Here is a 15366-nt window from a genome sequence, read left to right as displayed (position 1 = left end):
GGTCAATTGGTGAGCAGCACGTAGCGCACGGCCGCGATGACAGTCATCTTATTGCGCTGAGCCTCGCTTAGCGCCTGCAGGAAGAACGTGTCGGCGGCGATCGGTCGCGGCTGGCGCAACGAGTCGAGAACCTGCGGGACCGCCACGACCAATAGCAGTTGCGGACCGCTCGCGCGCGCTGTCGGGAGCGTAAACGAAAGTGAGTCGATGCCCGGCTTCAGAAGATAAGACAGGCTCTGAACTTCGCCGCGATCAGATACCATCAGGAGCTCCACCACGCGGTTGGCAAAGTTCTCGATGGTCCCATTGAGGGTTTCACCGCCCTTCAGCTCTGTCGCTGACAAGGTGATGCGTGGCATTCGCGCCTGATCGCTCCCGACCTGACTCAAGAACTTGACGGCTGGGCATTGCGCCTGGGTCACTTGCCTGACGCCGATCGAAGCCTCGAAACCCTGCTCACGCCGAAACGCTTTGTCGAACGTGTCGAATGGGACGGTCGAGGCACCGAACCCTTCGATGACAGCGGCATTTGGGCTCACGGCAATCGGCAACACGAAGAAGCAGTCACCGCCGGAATATTGGGCCACGTATTTGCGGATGCGCTCGGCGCGCCCTGGCCCATCGAGTGCCGGAGACTGCGTCGCCGTCGGCTGCGCGGGCAACTTCTCCGGCTCTTGGCGTCCGGGCTGTGGTCCAGCGGGCTCGACCTTCGGCGGCGCCATTGCTCCGGCGAGTTTCGGGGGTGGCGACAAGACCGCGGTGCCTGGCGCTGACCAAACCAGCTTGTAGAAGGCATATCCACCACCGCCGACCAGCAGCAACAATGCCGCGGCGCCCGCCCCCAGCCAGAGGCGGCGCGGACTCCGCGCGATCTCCGGCATCCTGTCCTGCGGCGCCGGCGACGCGCTTTCCGGCCGCCGCAGCGGATCGAAGCCATATAACGGCGCGGCCGGCGTCTGGGCGGAACCGGTTGGCGTCCAGCTGGCGACCTCCCCCATAGTGGGGCGCAATGCCGGATCAGGCTGCAGCATCCGCTCCAGCAAAGGTCGGATGCGCATATCCACACCACCGAGATCGGGCACACGCCGGCGCTTCTCAACCAGTTGAAATTGGCTGCCGCCCATGTCGAGTTTCTGTCCGGTCAGCGCATGGAACAGCACAAGACCGAGGCTGTAGACATCGGATTTCGCAGTCACGTCATTGCCGTACAACCCTACTTGCTCCGGCGATGCGTAGTTGTCCTTGCCGGCGAAGCCCGAGCCGATGATGGTTTTGTCGCCCATTTGGGTCGACCGAGCGATGCCGAAGTCGATGATCTTGGCCCGACTGACGTCGTCGAGCGGAATGATGATGTTGTCCGGAGACACGTCGCGATGGATGATGCCGTGCTCATGTGCGGCCTCCAGTCCCAATGCGACACGCTGCCTCAGCCTGATCAGCGCCTCGAAGGTCAACGGCCCATCATCGAGCATGTTCGAGAGCGAGCGGCCATTCACGAACTCCATCGCGAGATAAGGTCGCTGCAGCACCGGCTCGACGGTAAACAGGAAGTAGCGAACGATCGCGTCGTGCGGAAGATTGTGGAGTGCCGCGGCCTCTCGACGGAACAGCGCGAGCGCGGCCTCGTTATCAACCACGTCGGGCAGTAGCATTTTCACCGCAATAGGCGATCCAGTCTGGATCTCACGGCATTTGTAGACCTCACCCATGCCGCCCGCGCCGATCACCGCTTCGACCTCGTAAATGCCATTGAGACGGGTGCCGGGCGGCACGCCGTGATAGGACGATCGGAACGGATCGCTCGGACTCATGGTTGCGGCTCCCGATTGAGCGGAGATCTTGTCGTCCCCTGAGATCGTGGCGTCAGTAGTCGCACGATCACAATCGTCAAATTGTCAAGCCCGCCACGATCAAGAGCCAGCGCGAGCATATCATCGCAAGCCGCCTGGGCGCGTCGCGTAGCCGCGTGCTGCAGGATCTCGTCGTCCTGCACGTGCCTGGTCAGGCCATCGCTGCAGATCACGAAGATATCTTCTGGCTCGGCCGGGCCTGTCACCACCTCGAATTCCGGATCATCGGCGACACCGACGGCACGCGTAATGGCATTGCTCGGCCAATCATTCACGTCTTCGCGCGACAGCGCACCTTTTGCGATCAGCTCCTCCAGTTCGCTGTGATCATGCGAGACCTGGCGAATTGCGCCGCGACTAATAAGGTAGACCCGGCTGTCACCCGCCCATATGCAGGCATAGTAGTTATCGCGAACGAGCAGAACCGCCGCTGTGGTCCCGACGGTGGCACCCTGTCGTTCATGACTAAGCGCCAGTATCTGCTGGTTTGCGCTGAAAAGCCGCTCCTCGCATTCCGCCAGCAGGTCTGCGGCTGATTCTGGTGTAGCGATAGCGTCGAGCGACTGCACTACGATGCGACTGGCGAGATCACCGGCCTCGTGCCCCCCCATGCCGTCGGCGACCGCCCACAGACCAACGTCGGTTCGTACCAAACATGAATCCTCGTTCCGCTCCCGCACGCGTCCGGCATGGGTGACGCTGCCAACATCGAACAAGGACGGAATATGCACCATCGCGCGTCATCCATTCCCGGATGCCGCGGGTCCGAGATCACCGGTCAGCAGCGTGACGTAGTGAAACGGATCTGGCAATCCGCGACAACTCAGCGCCATTGGCGGGAAGCCTTCCCCTCCGGCGGTCCACCAGAAGCTAGCCGCGGCGTAGACCTGTGGGTTGGCAGCGCAAAGTGCTGCAAACGACGCCGCGAAGGCTTCGACCGCCGAAGCCCTCCCCATTGCCGCAGTACCAAGCGACGTGACCGGCGGATCGCCGGTGATGGTCTCCTGCAGTCGTGGCACCGAAAGCCGATCCAATGCATCGGAGATCTGCTCGAAGGTTGCGGCCCGATCCAGGGTCGAAAGCAGGAACGCCTCCACTTGCCCGAACCATTCGTCCTGCGGATCAATGCTCGGCGGCGGCAGCGAGGCGGCCTCGCCGGTCACCGCATGCAGGGTCAAGGGATAGTATCGCCCCACCCCATCGAGCGAGGGCATGATCGCACCCGCCACTGTCGTGCCGCAGATCGCGGCGCCGAGCCAAAACCGCCAGACCGGCGCGGTCAGAAAGGCCTGTTGCCATCCTGGGCCAAGCTGGTGGCGACTTGCTGACAGCGCAGCCTGTACCCACGGCTCCCAGGCTTCCAGGAAGCTGCGCGGGGTCGCGATCGCGATGAAATCGCGCTTCGCACCGATTTTGCCGAATATCCCGCAACGCATGGTCATATCCCGGTCGGGCAACGAAACTCGCGCAGCACTGACAGGTTCAGCGGGTTGCGCAACGATCCGGTCGAAATTTGATAGTTGAGCTCGCGCCCGGCGACGATGAAACTCGCGCTGGCGGTTTCCGCTTTCACCACTAACGAGCCCGCCTCCAACATCCGAAACAACGACCAGGGACCAATGCGCTCAAGCACGGATGGCGGGCCGGTATCGTTACTGACTGAAATTGCCGTTCGCGGCGCTGGGCCCGGCCATAGGATAGTAGTCGGCGAGTTGGTCTGCGGCGGTGGCGGTGGCGGTGGCGTAGGTTGCGGCCCGCCGAACAAGGACGGAGGGGCCGATCCGGGAATGGTTGGGCTCGCAATTGTGGTGCCACCGATCTCGGTCTTAACTGTCACGCCTGGTCCCGGTGCCCCAGGGGGTCGGATCGCGAATGAAACGGCGGGCACACCGCCGCCCGTCTGGAAGAACGCATCCCGGATATAAGCCGCGTTCTGGAATTGTTTGAGCGTCTCGGGCGAGAACGACCGACCAACGGGGCTCTCCTTTCGCCAAGCCCAGTCCGACCGCGACGTGTCGGCATAAGGTGCCAGGTACTGGGTGAAGAACCTGTCCATAACGCCATTCGGACTGAACAATTTGGCAAAATCCGCGAGCGGAACTTCCTGGCCGCTGCCGCGGATAAACGGGTAGCGGTTAGTCACGGTCTGTTGGCAGACCGGCGTGACCTGATCGCGCAACGTTTGCAGGATTTGTCCGGCGGTTGAAGCCGCGATGCTACCTTCGAACTCCGCGGCTGCTGCTCGCAACATATCGGAGAATGGCGACGGCATGCGCGAGGCGTTGTTGCGGAGCGCTGCGACCTGGTTCTGGAGCGCAGCTGTGGCTTGTGCGGTCAGTTGGGGATTCTCGATGATCAGCGTCAGGTTCTGCGCGATGTCGTTCAGGTTCGCGACGGTCGAGTCGATTGGCCGGCGGGTGCTCTCGCCTTCGAGCGCTGCGTGGTAAGGCTTGAACTGTGCTTCGATCATCGTGCCAGGCGGTCCATCCTGAGCATTCGTGAAGAGTGCTGGCGCCGATGCGGCAGCTGGCGCCGAAGCGCTCTTCGCCCGTTCCTTGGTCAGCACCGTCTCGTCGCGCACCGACTCCAGAATTTGCCGCATCGGCGAGGTCGGCGCCGAAAGCGCCCGAAGCACCTCATATTTCGGTTTGTCGGCGAGCAGCTTCTTCAGGCGCAGGCTCCCGAGCGCCGTTCGCCAGGTCGTCACGAAATCGTTTGAATAGATGCTGAGCAGATCGCCGGCCAGATTGTCGTACTGCTGGTTGATGGCCGACTGCTGGCCGGCATCCCCCAAAACCCATCGCTCCCGCTTCATCCGCTCAGACAATCCGGACAGCCGGGCGACGAACTTCTGATGGAAGCCGTTATACGTGAAGAACTCAGGTACCCGCACGGCGTCCAAAGGCTGCCCGGTCGTGGTTTCGAACACGACACCCATGTCGGGTCCGCCATGGCGGCTGGCGATCCAGTCGCCGGCGATCGACGCGCGAGCCTCCGATTTCAGAAACTCGTACGCTCGTTGCGACACGCTCAGGCGCGCCAAGGAGTTCTGGGCCTGCTTGATCAACCGGCCGTCGAGTTCGACCAAGGGCGGCTGTTCGGTCTCGAGGTCGAACATTGCCACGAGGTTCTCGTCGAGCAGACGCCGCCCTTCTGCGTTGGTGGCGCCAGGATAGAGATTATCCGCCCAGTCACGTTGCATCCAGGAGCGGATCAACTCGCGATCCGGCGACTGCAGGCCACCGATCATCAGATAGACCTTGAGCGCCTCATAGACGAAGGCAGGCTCGTTCATGCGCGCATTGAGCTGCTCTTCCAGGCGATACAGCAGGCGCGGTCGGAACATGCGTTCAAGCGCGGTGTGATAGGCCGCTTTCGAGGGCGACAGCAGCCGGGCGCGCTGACTGAGCCCGTAGCGAGCCGACAGAGGCACCGATTCGCCGCGCGATCCGTAGCCCGCCGGGGCGTTGCGAAGCCGGTAGAGTAGCGGCAGCACCTTGTCGAGATCATGATCGGCAATCAACGTCTGCTTGATAAGTGCCGCGCCGGCGGTTGCATACTCGCTATCCGCCTGCAGGCTTTGCTCGATCAAATCGGCGTTCCGCTTGTAGCTCACCAGCCAAGCTGCGATCAGCCCGATCGAGACCAGACCGATCAATGACAGGGCTGCGGTCTTCAGGACCAGCGCGCGGCGCACCGCGGCACGGTCAGTCGAGACCCAGTCGGCCTCGCCGATGATGACCTTGGAAATCAGATCGGCAAGGAAGAAGCTCTTGCCCGTGCCCGAATAGGATCCGGAACCGACTTCCTCAGCGCCGAACGTGCGCGCCAGCGACCCGATCAATTGATCGATCGGCGTGCCCTGCTGCGTACCCGAAGTAAAGTAGAATCCGCGCAGGTTCGCGTTCACGTGATAGCGCGTCGGCTCGAAGATCAGGTTGAGGAAATCGTGGATCTGAGGCTTGAGCCGCGCCATCTGTGCCGGAAAACCGAACAATTGCACGCGGTGCTGGGGCGTCGGCTCGTCCTGCAGACGGTCGAGCGTCTCTTCGCTCAGGCGCTCCAGCAGACGGTCGAACTCGAACGGGATCTGCCCAACCAGATTCTGGGTCTTGTCGGCGGTCTGGAACGTGGCACCCCAGACTTGACGGCGGCCGGCCTCCCCGAGATAGGCGAAATACTCGGTGAAGCCGGCAACGAGATCCGCTTTGGTAAATAGCGCGTAGACTGGGAAGCTGACCTTGAGTCTCTGATGCAGCTCGAGCAGGCGCATCCTGATGGCATCGGCATGAAGTGCGAGCTCCTGCTTCGGCAGCGTCAGGATGTCTTCGATACTGATGGCGACAAGAACGCCGTTGATCGGTTGGCGCGACCGGCTTTTCTTCAGGATATCCAGGAACGCCAGCCAGCTGTCCTTGTCGGCCTTGCTGTTGGAGTCCTGGGTGGTGTAGCGGCCGGCGGTATCGATCAGCACCGCCTCCTCTGTAAACCACCAATCGCAGTAGCGGGTACCGCCGACCCCTGCGATCGCCGCGGGCGTTGCCCCGCGCGCGAGCGGAAATTTGAGCCCGGAATTGACAAGCGCCGTGGTCTTGCCGGCGCCGGGCGGACCGATGATGACGTACCAGGGGAGATCGTAGAGATAGCCCGACTTGTTGCCGCTGGCGGTCTTCAGCGTCGCGAGCGCATCCTTCATGCGCTCCTTGAGCACTGGTTCATCGCTGACGGGCTGGTCTGCACCAGCGATACCATCGGCAATCTCCTTGGCACCCTTGCGCCGCTTGAACAGATTGAGGCCAACGATGCCTGCCACGGCCGTGGTGAGCAGCAGAATAGCGATCTGCCGGACGATATGGTTCTCCAGCGGCCGCCAATCGCCGAATGCGATGAAGGGACCGGCGAAATAGATCACCGCTCCGAGCGAGCTGAGCCCGACCCCGTAGAGAACGATGCGAAGAATGTCCTTGCCAAGCATCTAACCGTACCCGTCGCAAAACCACCTGATCCGGCGGTGTGTGCCTATTCGCTGCGTTCGATAAAGATCTCGACGCGCCGGTTCTTGGCACGTCCCTCGGGCGTTGTGTTGCTGGCAATCGGCGCATCTGCTCCTTTGCCCTCGACGTCGACGCGCGAACCATCGTTCAAGCCAGGTTTCAGTGCCGCAGCAACCGCCTTGGCGCGCTCGACCGACAACTCGAAATTGGTCGGGAAGCGGACTGTGCGGATCGGCGAACTGTCAGTATGGCCGACGACCCGGATCCGTCCCGGCTCCTTGTCGAGGGTTGCTGCGACGCGGAGAGCGATCGGCTTAAAGCCGTCGAGGATGGTCGCTTGGCCCGATGCAAACAAGGCCAGGTCGCAGACCCTGATCACGATGAAGCTGGGGGTCTGGTCCGCCGTCATGGCGCAGGCGGTGTTCTCCTTCGCGAGCGCATTGCGGATGCGTTGCAACTGGGTAATGCGATCCGGCGGCGGCGGAGGCGGCGGCGGTGGGGGTGGTGCAACGACCTGACGCTTGAGTTCGATCGGACCGGCCGGATGGAGCGCGAGCGCCACCTCAGCAGCATTCTCTGCCCGTCCAGCGAGGAGCGTCCGCAGAACGAAATAGGACCCGGTCAGCAGCGCGGCGACCACGGCTGCCACGAGCCAGACCGGAACACGCAGACGCTGCCGGCGCCCCGCCAGCGCCTGCCCGCGCCAGTTGGGCGACAGGTCGCTCATCGTTTTCGGTCTAACCCGGCGCAGCAATTCATAGAGGTTGCGCTGGATCAGTTGCAGGTTCGCAAGTCCGCCCCCTGACGTCCGGTGGATGCCCTGAAAACCAAGCGCAAGGCAGGCGTGCTGAAGTTCGAGGACCGGATAGTTGACCAGTGGATCAACCTTCAAATGGTCGAGGATCTCAAAGAAACGGACGCCGCCGACACGCTCGCCGAAGAACCGGCTCAGCATCGAATATTGCGTCCAGACGTGACGCTCTTCGGTTGGGATGTGCTGCACGATATCGTCAGCAGTCGCACACAGGATGTATTTTGCTGTGTTGGCCTGGTGCTCGGAAATGCCCGCTGAACGGATGTCCTTCTCAAAGAATTTGATCGCGTCTGCGACCTGCTCCATCAGGCTGGCGAATGACGCTCGCATGAGCGCCACACGCAACCGACCGAGCAGTTGCAGCAACGGGCCCGCAGCGCGCATCACCGGATTGGCATTTGGCGCGACCAGATCGTCAACGCGCAACGGCGGCCCTGGCGGCATCAAGGGTTGCGGCACCTGGCCTTGCGCGGGTGTCGAAATCCATTCCTCGGCTGGATGGCTGGCCGGCGCGGAGGCGTAGTTCGAGCCCTGTGGAACGGGCGAAAAGGATGGTGGTGGGGCCGGCGTGCCGGGAGAGGGTACGGGTGATGGCGAATAGGCTGGGCGTGCTGCGGGCCCCCCACCCGGCGGAGGTTGAGAGATCGGCGCCGGCGGCAACTTCCCGCCGGGGTTGGGACGGATGATCGTCCGTTCGCCCCGCCCGAAAGGATTGACCGGCTTGTCCTTGTCGCTCATGGCCTGTCTTCCAGGATAGCCCAAAGATACAGCTCAAGCTCGGGCCAGTCGCCGGAAAAATGCATTCCGATCGACGCAGCCGTACTGAACTCGGGCCACAGCGGTGACTTGCGGTCGAGATAGAAATAGACGTGATCCGTGATGGCCCGGATATGCGGCGGCGGCGTCGGCAAATGCGCCAACGTGAGGCCCGGCAGGTTTGCGTGCACGATCTCGTTCATCTTTGTGTTCGGCCCGACCTTGAACAGGTGCGGGAAATCGTTCTGGATCTCCACAAGCGGCCGCCGTGCGGCAACTTCCAGCACCAGGGTCGCATTTCGGAATAGCGCTCGATCGCGGATCGGCGATACGAACGCATTCTGTGCGCGCTCGATGATCTCCAGGCGGATCGCCCGCCGACCCAGCCGCGCGCTCAAGAAGTCCTGGATGTCGCTCACCAAGGGTGTGAAGACGTTCTCGAGATCGTCGTGATTGTACGCCGGATAGTTGCGCGCCCGCCGTTCCGCCGTGGAAAACGTCGCAAGTTCACCCGCGAACCTCAGCAATTCCTCGTACAGGCGCTCCGGGTGAACGCTGCCGGAGCGCTGGAAATGAGTCAGCACGGGAATGGTACGGTTCAGCACTTGCAGGACCAGATAGTCGACGCTCTGCAACCCACCGCCGGATGACGGATCGACGGCGTAACGCGCCAACTCGTCGAGTTTAGTCTCAACCCAGCCGATGATGCGGTTGAGCCAGCCATCGATGATCGGATGCGCGGCGCAGACCAGCATCGGCGGCACGAACTTGTCGTCGAACAGGATGTTCTTGTCGCGCACCTCCAGAATGCGCGCGATGCCCAGGCCCATGTATCCGGGCTTGCTCGTCTTGCGCAGTTCGAAAGACAGGCGCGGATAAGCGATGTCGATCTCTTCCTCGATGCGGAGCGCCGAGGTCGAGTCGATGAAGGTTTCCGAAGTGCGAACATAACGACTGGCGCTGTCGGTGCGGTCCTCGTCGACCTCGCGGGTGTTTGGCGCCGCGACCGGCATCATCAGCCAGACGATCTGGCCTGCAGCCGTCTCCGGCACCTCGATCGATTCGGGTATTGGGCTGTCCGCAGGGATATCGAACGGCGTACCGTCCGGCATGAGGCCGGACGCACTGCGCACCGCGAATTTGCTCTGTTCGGTAAGATCCCTATCGATCTCTAGCTCGGCAAAGCCCCAAGGGTATGGTGTCGTGTAGCGAACGCGCTTTTCCAGCAAGTGTTCGATGTAGCGGTCGTTCTGCTGCAGATGATGCGGCCGCAGAAACAAACCTTCCGACCAGAAGACCTTGCTGTACCAAGACATTCCTATATCCACTTAGAAATTGTAGGCAACCTCGTGGTCGCCGAGAGTTTACTTTGAGCCGGGCTTATCACCGCGGTCGTAATAGTTCGAGAAAAGCAACATAAAGGTTTCGATCGGGGCGTTGTTGTCGCGGCCAAGATGCGCTTTCCAGCGCGTCAAGAACTCGTCCCAGAGTTTGCCCTTGTTCGTGCCGAGCCAGGAGCTTGCGCCACGCTGAAGCTCGAGCTCGCGCGCCATCAGCGTCGGATCTATGCCCGCAATCAGCTCATGGACAGCGTGCTGCATCGCCATATAGGTTCTCAACTGATGTGACTTGAGATCACTGAAGCCCTGTGCAAAGGCGCGCTGTGCATCGAGATAGCTGCGTGTCGGCGGCCCAAAGAGAATGCGCATCGCTTCCTCCGAGGTCGGCGAGAATTTCAGCGGATTATTTTCGAGAGCTTGGACGGTGGTCTGGCTGGTGCTACGGGTCAGCTGCTTGGCTTGGGTTCGCGCTTGCAGCAGCGCCATCAGATTGTCCACGGTCATACGCAAGATGATGCCGAGCTGTTCGGCGAGTTCGGCATCGGACTTGCTGGAAAAGAAATTCTCCGGCAATCCCGCAGCGCGCGCCACCAGTCGCGCGAACTCGGTACCACCGACTGGCTTGGCCGCGACAGGTCGCTCGTCTGCTGCTTGCGCCGTCTCGACCTGCGGCTGCGATGGCGATGCTGGCGGCTGGGCAGCGGCTGGTTCATCATCGATCCAAACCGACGGCCGGCGTGGAGTCGGCATGGCTTGCGGGCGCTCGACTTGCGGTTTCGGCGCGGTGACCGGACCGGCTGCCCAGTTCATGTCATCGTCCTGCACGGACGGTTGGGACGGAGACGTCGGCGATGACCATCGAAATGGGTCTACACCCGGCGCCGGCACGCTCGCTGCCCAATCAAGGAACCCCGGATTGACGGGCCGCGCCGCCTCGCGTGGCTTCTTCAACAGTTGCGGATCGATCGGCGGCGGAACGTCACGATCGGCCGTCCAAAGCTCTCCGTAATCCGCATGCTGCTGGACCGAGGGTTCGTGCAGTTGCGCCGCTTGATTTGGGATACGCCCGCCAGCCTCATCCTCCAGCGAAACTCCGATGATGTAGTGGCCGATCGTGAGCCGATCGCCGTCGCGCAAGCGGTGCGGCCCCCGCATGCGCTGGTCGGCACCATTGAGAAAGGTGCCGTTGGTCGAGACGTCGTGCAGCCAATAGCCACCGTCGCGAAAGTGCACCTCGCAATGCTTTCCGGAAATAGTCCGCGCCGGATCCGGCAGCGTCCAGTCGAGGTGACGGTCCCGGCCAATATCGACCGAACGCCTGCCGGTGACCGTAAACGTCACAGGTCCGCCGTCCGGAAGATTCGGTTCGTTCTCGATATTAAAGCGAAGCACCATCACATCGTCTCGTTAGCGCGGAGGGCGCGGTTCGCCGCGTGCCAATTGAATACCATCCTCCAGGCACGACGTCATTATCTGGTCCCGGAAGTCACGGGGGAGCCGGCAGAGGCCAATCAGCAGTGCTGTACGCACCGCCCGTGCGGCCTGATCTGGCTTGGCTTCCACGGGCGCAAATTCCGGGGGAACCACGCTTCCGCCGGACCAGCCGGCCGCCAGCGCCAGCCACGTTGCCGGCTGCTCAGGATCGTTGGCATTGCCGACAGCCAGCGCCTTGTTCCGGGACTGCTCGTCCGGTTGCCGGACCCAGGTCTCCACAATATTGAGCGACCTGCTATCGCTGGCATCGAAATGATCGAACATCCGTCGCAGAGAGCGACATCCCCAGCCAATTGCCACACGCCTTGGAAGTAGGTATGCACAATAAGACACGGCCGCGTGCCAATTGCACGCGTCGGCGGCCTCCTGAAGGAAATCCAGCGAAGGCTTGTCAGCGTCGGCTCTGCCGACATCATAGCGCGCCAACGGATAGGCCTGAAACAGATCCTGTACCGTTCCGAATCGAACCTGCCCCATGATCGTCAGCCGACAAGAGTTGGAGTGCCGTGAGCGACCAGCGGACCGCCGGCAGCAAGCGCCATGCCGGCCTGCGCTGTCATTGCGATCGTCGGCGCGTTAATGATGATGCCTCCCGGGGTCAGGATAATCTGGCTGGGACCCACCTGCAGTGTGATGTTGGCATTCGCCGTCAGCGTGATGCTGATGCCTGCATTGACAGTCTGGTCCATGGCCAGCGTGATGTGTTGACCGCCCAATTCGATATCGAGTTTGTCATTGCCTTTCTTGAGCGTGGTCTTGCGGGTATCGCCGCCGAATGCAGCTTCGCCGATGGTCCGTGTCTCGGTGTCCCGGACCGTCACGTCATGGTCCTTCTCGGCATGCACCGTGATCTTCTCGGACCCCTTCTTGTCCTCGAAGCTCCACTCGTTGAAGCCGCCCCCACCTTTGGTGGAGTCCGACTTCAAGCCGCCAATCGTCTTTTTCGACGGCAGATCGTAAGGCAGCTTGTATTCGTCGTTGTACACGGTGCCAATCACCAGGGGCCGGTCCGGATCCCCTTCCAGGAATTCGACAACGACTTCCTGTCCGACACGCGGAATGATCTGACCGCCCCAGCGCTTGCCGGACCAAACCTGGGCCACCCGCAACCGGCACGACCGCTTCTTCTTGCGATCCCAGAAAAAACGGACATAGATTTCGCCGAGCGACTCGACGTCGATTTCCTCGCTCGAATTGTCGTCTTTGGTCACTACCTTGGCAGTCTGGATGCCATTGATCCTTGGCTTCGGCGTCGTCATTGGCGCTCGAAACGGCCGATCGCTCGGCAGAAACTCGTAGCTGCCGAAATAGACGTGTTGCCCGGCGTCGCTCGGACCTCCGGTGCGATAAGATTCGATCGAGAACGAGTGCGTGGCTCGCACCACGAGATATTCCACGTTCTGCGAATCCTTGGAGTGCTTTTCAAGCTTCGTTAACCCACCGGGGAACAGGTTGACGGCGTCGCCATTGCCACGGCGCCTTCGGTCCATTGCCTGCTCGGCCTGGAGCTGGATCTTCGCGTAGCGCTCGCCGTCGGATTTTTCCTTGAACTTCCCTGGATAGTCGTAGAACTCCATCTCCGACCGGGTGTAGTGCTCGGAGCCCTTGGCGTCGCTGATCATCTGCGCGTTGGGCTTTTGATAGTTGTAGTCGTTGAGCTCGATCTTGCCGGTTCGAAACCGGCGCTCCGAGACCCATTCGTAGATATGCTGCTCGCCTCGACGATCGGCCCCCGTTAGCGGGATATAGGGAATCGTAGCAAGACCGTTGATCGGGCTATGCGACGATTTGGAGTCCGCCAACACCAGCGTATGTTTGCCGCCCTCGTGCTTGAAGAAGTAGTAGATGCCGTGCTGTTCCATCAGCCGGCACACGAAATTCATGTCAGTCTCGCGGTACTGAACGCAATATTCGAGCTTCGGACAGGACCCTTCTTCGGTCAGTTTGGATTCATAATCGGTGAAGCCGCGTTCGTTGAACACCTCCTTGATGATGTCGGGCGCTTTCTTGTCCTGAAAGATCCGGCAATCGGTGGTCCGCGACAACAGCCAAAACCAGGGCCTCAGCACGATCCGGTAGCTGAAATAGTCGTTCCTTACCCCGAGCCACTGGGCCTCCGTCAGAATGCCACTGAACTCGCGCTCCTTTTCATGCAGCTTTATGGTCAGCGTGCATTGCTGACCGATGGCTCGGTCGAAGTCGAGGTCGGCATCCTCACTGAGACACTCTATGCGATACTCGAACAGTTCGCTGAGACCCTCCGAGCCCTCGAATCCGGCAAAAACCAGAACGTCTTTGCCAAGAGGCGTCTTGAGTTCGCAGAGGCGGGTATCCTGAGTAAGCTGGCCCATGTGGGCTTAAACTCCCTCCTTCGATCGAATGACCCGCTGCAAAGAGCTGATCAGACGTATGCAAGATCCGCGGAAATCCTGCCCCGCCAACTGGCAGTGCCGGCAAGTCCGCCCCGGGGCTGGCCTCCTGACGTTTCACGACAGCCGTCCAAAGAACCACCCTGGCCATCAAGTAGTCGGCTCCAAGAGCTTGCCGGTTCACGGGAAAATGGCATGATCTTCGGGAATGAACCAAGATCAGCAGGCATCTGACCCATAGGTATAGAATCGGATCATGCGCCCCGCGCGATCCCTTAGTCGTCACGGCTCGGCAGCGGGGCCGTGACCGAGCAGATGGACGATCCTCGCATGCTTGATGTCGCCTCCCTGACGCTGCCCATTACCGCTGACGATCCCTGCGGGCCGGATCTCGACGCCATCGGAGACGTCCAATATCTGAACTTCTTCGCAGGTGCGGAATCCCTGCTGCCAATGTCGTTCTTCGAGGTCGTCAATGCCAATGGGGAGCGTGGACGCTTCGATCCAAAGGCAGTCGATTTTGCCGGCCAATTTGCCGCTGCACAGCCCCTCCTGGCGCGTACCCGCGATCTGCGCCTAAACCTGCTGCTCGCGAAGTTTTCAATCCTCAACCGCGATCTCGACGGCTTTCTTAACTGCCTGAGGGCGACCAACTTGCTGCTGCGCGAGCAGTGGGAAGCGGTACATCCGAGGGGCGAGAACGGCGACTACGCGCTTCGGGCCGTCACGGTCGAAGCAATCGACGTGTTTCCGACCGTGATCAACCCGCTCCAGTTCCTCCCCCTGATCGAGAACCGCAGACACGGCAACCTCAACTACCGTGCCTATCAAATCGCGCAAGGCGAAATTCCCGCCGGCGATGCCGACGCCGACGGGCTCGATCTCGCGACCATCGAGCGCATCGTCAGCGAGACGGATCTCGATACTCTCAAGGCAATCAGCGCGCGGTGCTCCGCGGTCGCTGCTGAAATCGCAGGTATCAAGGCGACCTGGCGTGAGAAGATGAATTCGGGGCAACCTATCAGCCTCGACAGGCTCTCCGGCTTGGTTGACGGCATGGCTGCCTGGCTTGCGGGTCTTGTCGCGTTGCGTGACCCGGTGGCGATTGCCGCAACTGCGGAAGATGCCGGTCCCGTCGATACGCAGGTGCCGTTGGACGCAACCACGATGTTTGCTTCATCTGCACAGGCGTCCGCAGCGCTCGGCGCAGCGGCCGCCTATTTTGCCCGAATGGAACCATCCAACCCGGCGCTGCTGCTGGTACGTCAAGCGCAGGAGATGGTCGGCAAATCATTTATTGAAGTGATGCGGATGCTGGTGCCGTCCCACGTGGAGAGCGCTGCCATCAACATCGGGCGGGACAAAGTCTTCGACCTGCCGATCGAACGGATGGCGGAGCTCGCGACCCCGCTCTCATCAACGACCGATGAGAGCGCCCAAGATATTGTTTTTTCGGTGGAAAATAGAGCGCAGGCCTTGGTTCTGCTGACGAAGGTGGCGTCGTTTTTCCGAACCGCGGAGCCGTCCAGCCCGATCCCCTTTTTGGTCGATCGCGCGCGCGACCTCGCACAGCGGGATTTCCTCAGCCTTCTGAATGATGTCCTTCCTGAGGGCGCTCTCAAGACAATCGACAAATCGTATTGAACCACCTTTCTCTCGAAGGCACTAACTGGACATAAGAATGTTTTGCCGACCGCAAGTTGAGACGCCTTAGTCAATCTGCGTCGTGCAATTTGGCTTCTGATGCGA

At 61.3% G+C, this 15366-nt stretch carries 10 protein-coding genes; 1 reads left to right on the top strand and 9 read right to left on the bottom strand.

Features of this window, described 5'->3' with window-relative positions:
- Positions 1–2 precede the first annotated feature (2 nt).
- From RX329_RS18715 to RX329_RS18675, 9 genes are all read right to left on the bottom strand, one after another.
- Complete coding sequence (locus tag RX329_RS18715; protein ID WP_085348553.1) at positions 3–1811, bottom strand: serine/threonine-protein kinase; 1809 nt, start codon at positions 1809–1811, stop codon at positions 3–5.
- The gene (locus RX329_RS18710; RefSeq protein WP_085348552.1) at positions 1808–2584 is read right to left on the bottom strand and encodes a PP2C family protein-serine/threonine phosphatase; all 777 of its coding nucleotides are present in this window, start codon (positions 2582–2584) and stop codon (positions 1808–1810) included. The genes RX329_RS18715 and RX329_RS18710 overlap by 4 nt, the downstream gene beginning before the upstream one ends.
- A 6-nt stretch (positions 2585–2590) precedes the next feature.
- On the bottom strand, positions 2591–3292 hold the full coding sequence (tagF, locus tag RX329_RS18705; protein WP_317246430.1) for a type VI secretion system-associated protein TagF: 702 nt from the start codon (positions 3290–3292) through the stop codon (positions 2591–2593).
- Positions 3289–6825 carry a type VI secretion system membrane subunit TssM gene (gene tssM, locus RX329_RS18700; protein WP_317246310.1) on the bottom strand — a complete coding sequence of 1179 codons (3537 nt, stop codon included), beginning with the start codon at positions 6823–6825 and terminating at the stop codon, positions 3289–3291. Before tssM ends, tagF begins: the two co-directional genes overlap by 4 nt.
- Positions 6826–6869: 44 nt before the next feature.
- Positions 6870–8024, bottom strand: coding sequence for a type VI secretion system protein TssL, long form (tssL, locus tag RX329_RS18695; protein ID WP_317246309.1), 1155 nt, complete (start codon positions 8022–8024; stop codon positions 6870–6872).
- A gap of 368 nt (positions 8025–8392) precedes the next feature.
- Positions 8393–9730 carry a type VI secretion system baseplate subunit TssK gene (gene tssK / locus RX329_RS18690; RefSeq protein ID WP_018457628.1) on the bottom strand — a complete coding sequence of 446 codons (1338 nt, stop codon included), beginning with the start codon at positions 9728–9730 and terminating at the stop codon, positions 8393–8395.
- 48 nt (positions 9731–9778) lie between these two features.
- Positions 9779–11149, bottom strand: coding sequence for a type VI secretion system-associated FHA domain protein TagH (gene tagH / locus RX329_RS18685; RefSeq protein WP_317246308.1), 1371 nt, complete (start codon positions 11147–11149; stop codon positions 9779–9781).
- 12 nt (positions 11150–11161) lie between these two features.
- Positions 11162–11725 carry a DUF6931 family protein gene (locus tag RX329_RS18680; protein WP_085383668.1) on the bottom strand — a complete coding sequence of 188 codons (564 nt, stop codon included), beginning with the start codon at positions 11723–11725 and terminating at the stop codon, positions 11162–11164.
- A 5-nt stretch (positions 11726–11730) separates the two neighbouring features.
- Positions 11731–13599 (bottom strand): type VI secretion system Vgr family protein, encoded by a 1869-nt coding sequence (locus RX329_RS18675; protein WP_317246307.1) that lies wholly within the window; start codon positions 13597–13599, stop codon positions 11731–11733.
- 348 nt (positions 13600–13947) lie between these two features.
- On the opposite strand from RX329_RS18675, the gene RX329_RS18670 reads away from it, so the two are divergent.
- Positions 13948–15261 carry an ImpA family type VI secretion system protein gene (locus RX329_RS18670; protein ID WP_410706498.1) on the top strand — a complete coding sequence of 438 codons (1314 nt, stop codon included), beginning with the start codon at positions 13948–13950 and terminating at the stop codon, positions 15259–15261.
- Positions 15262–15366 lie beyond the last annotated feature (105 nt).

Source organism: Bradyrhizobium sp. BWC-3-1 (assembly GCF_032917965.1).
Lineage (GTDB): Bacteria > Pseudomonadota > Alphaproteobacteria > Rhizobiales > Xanthobacteraceae > Bradyrhizobium > Bradyrhizobium canariense_D.
Note: the sequence above shows the minus strand (reverse complement) of the source record. Positions and strands in the feature narration are given on the sequence as shown.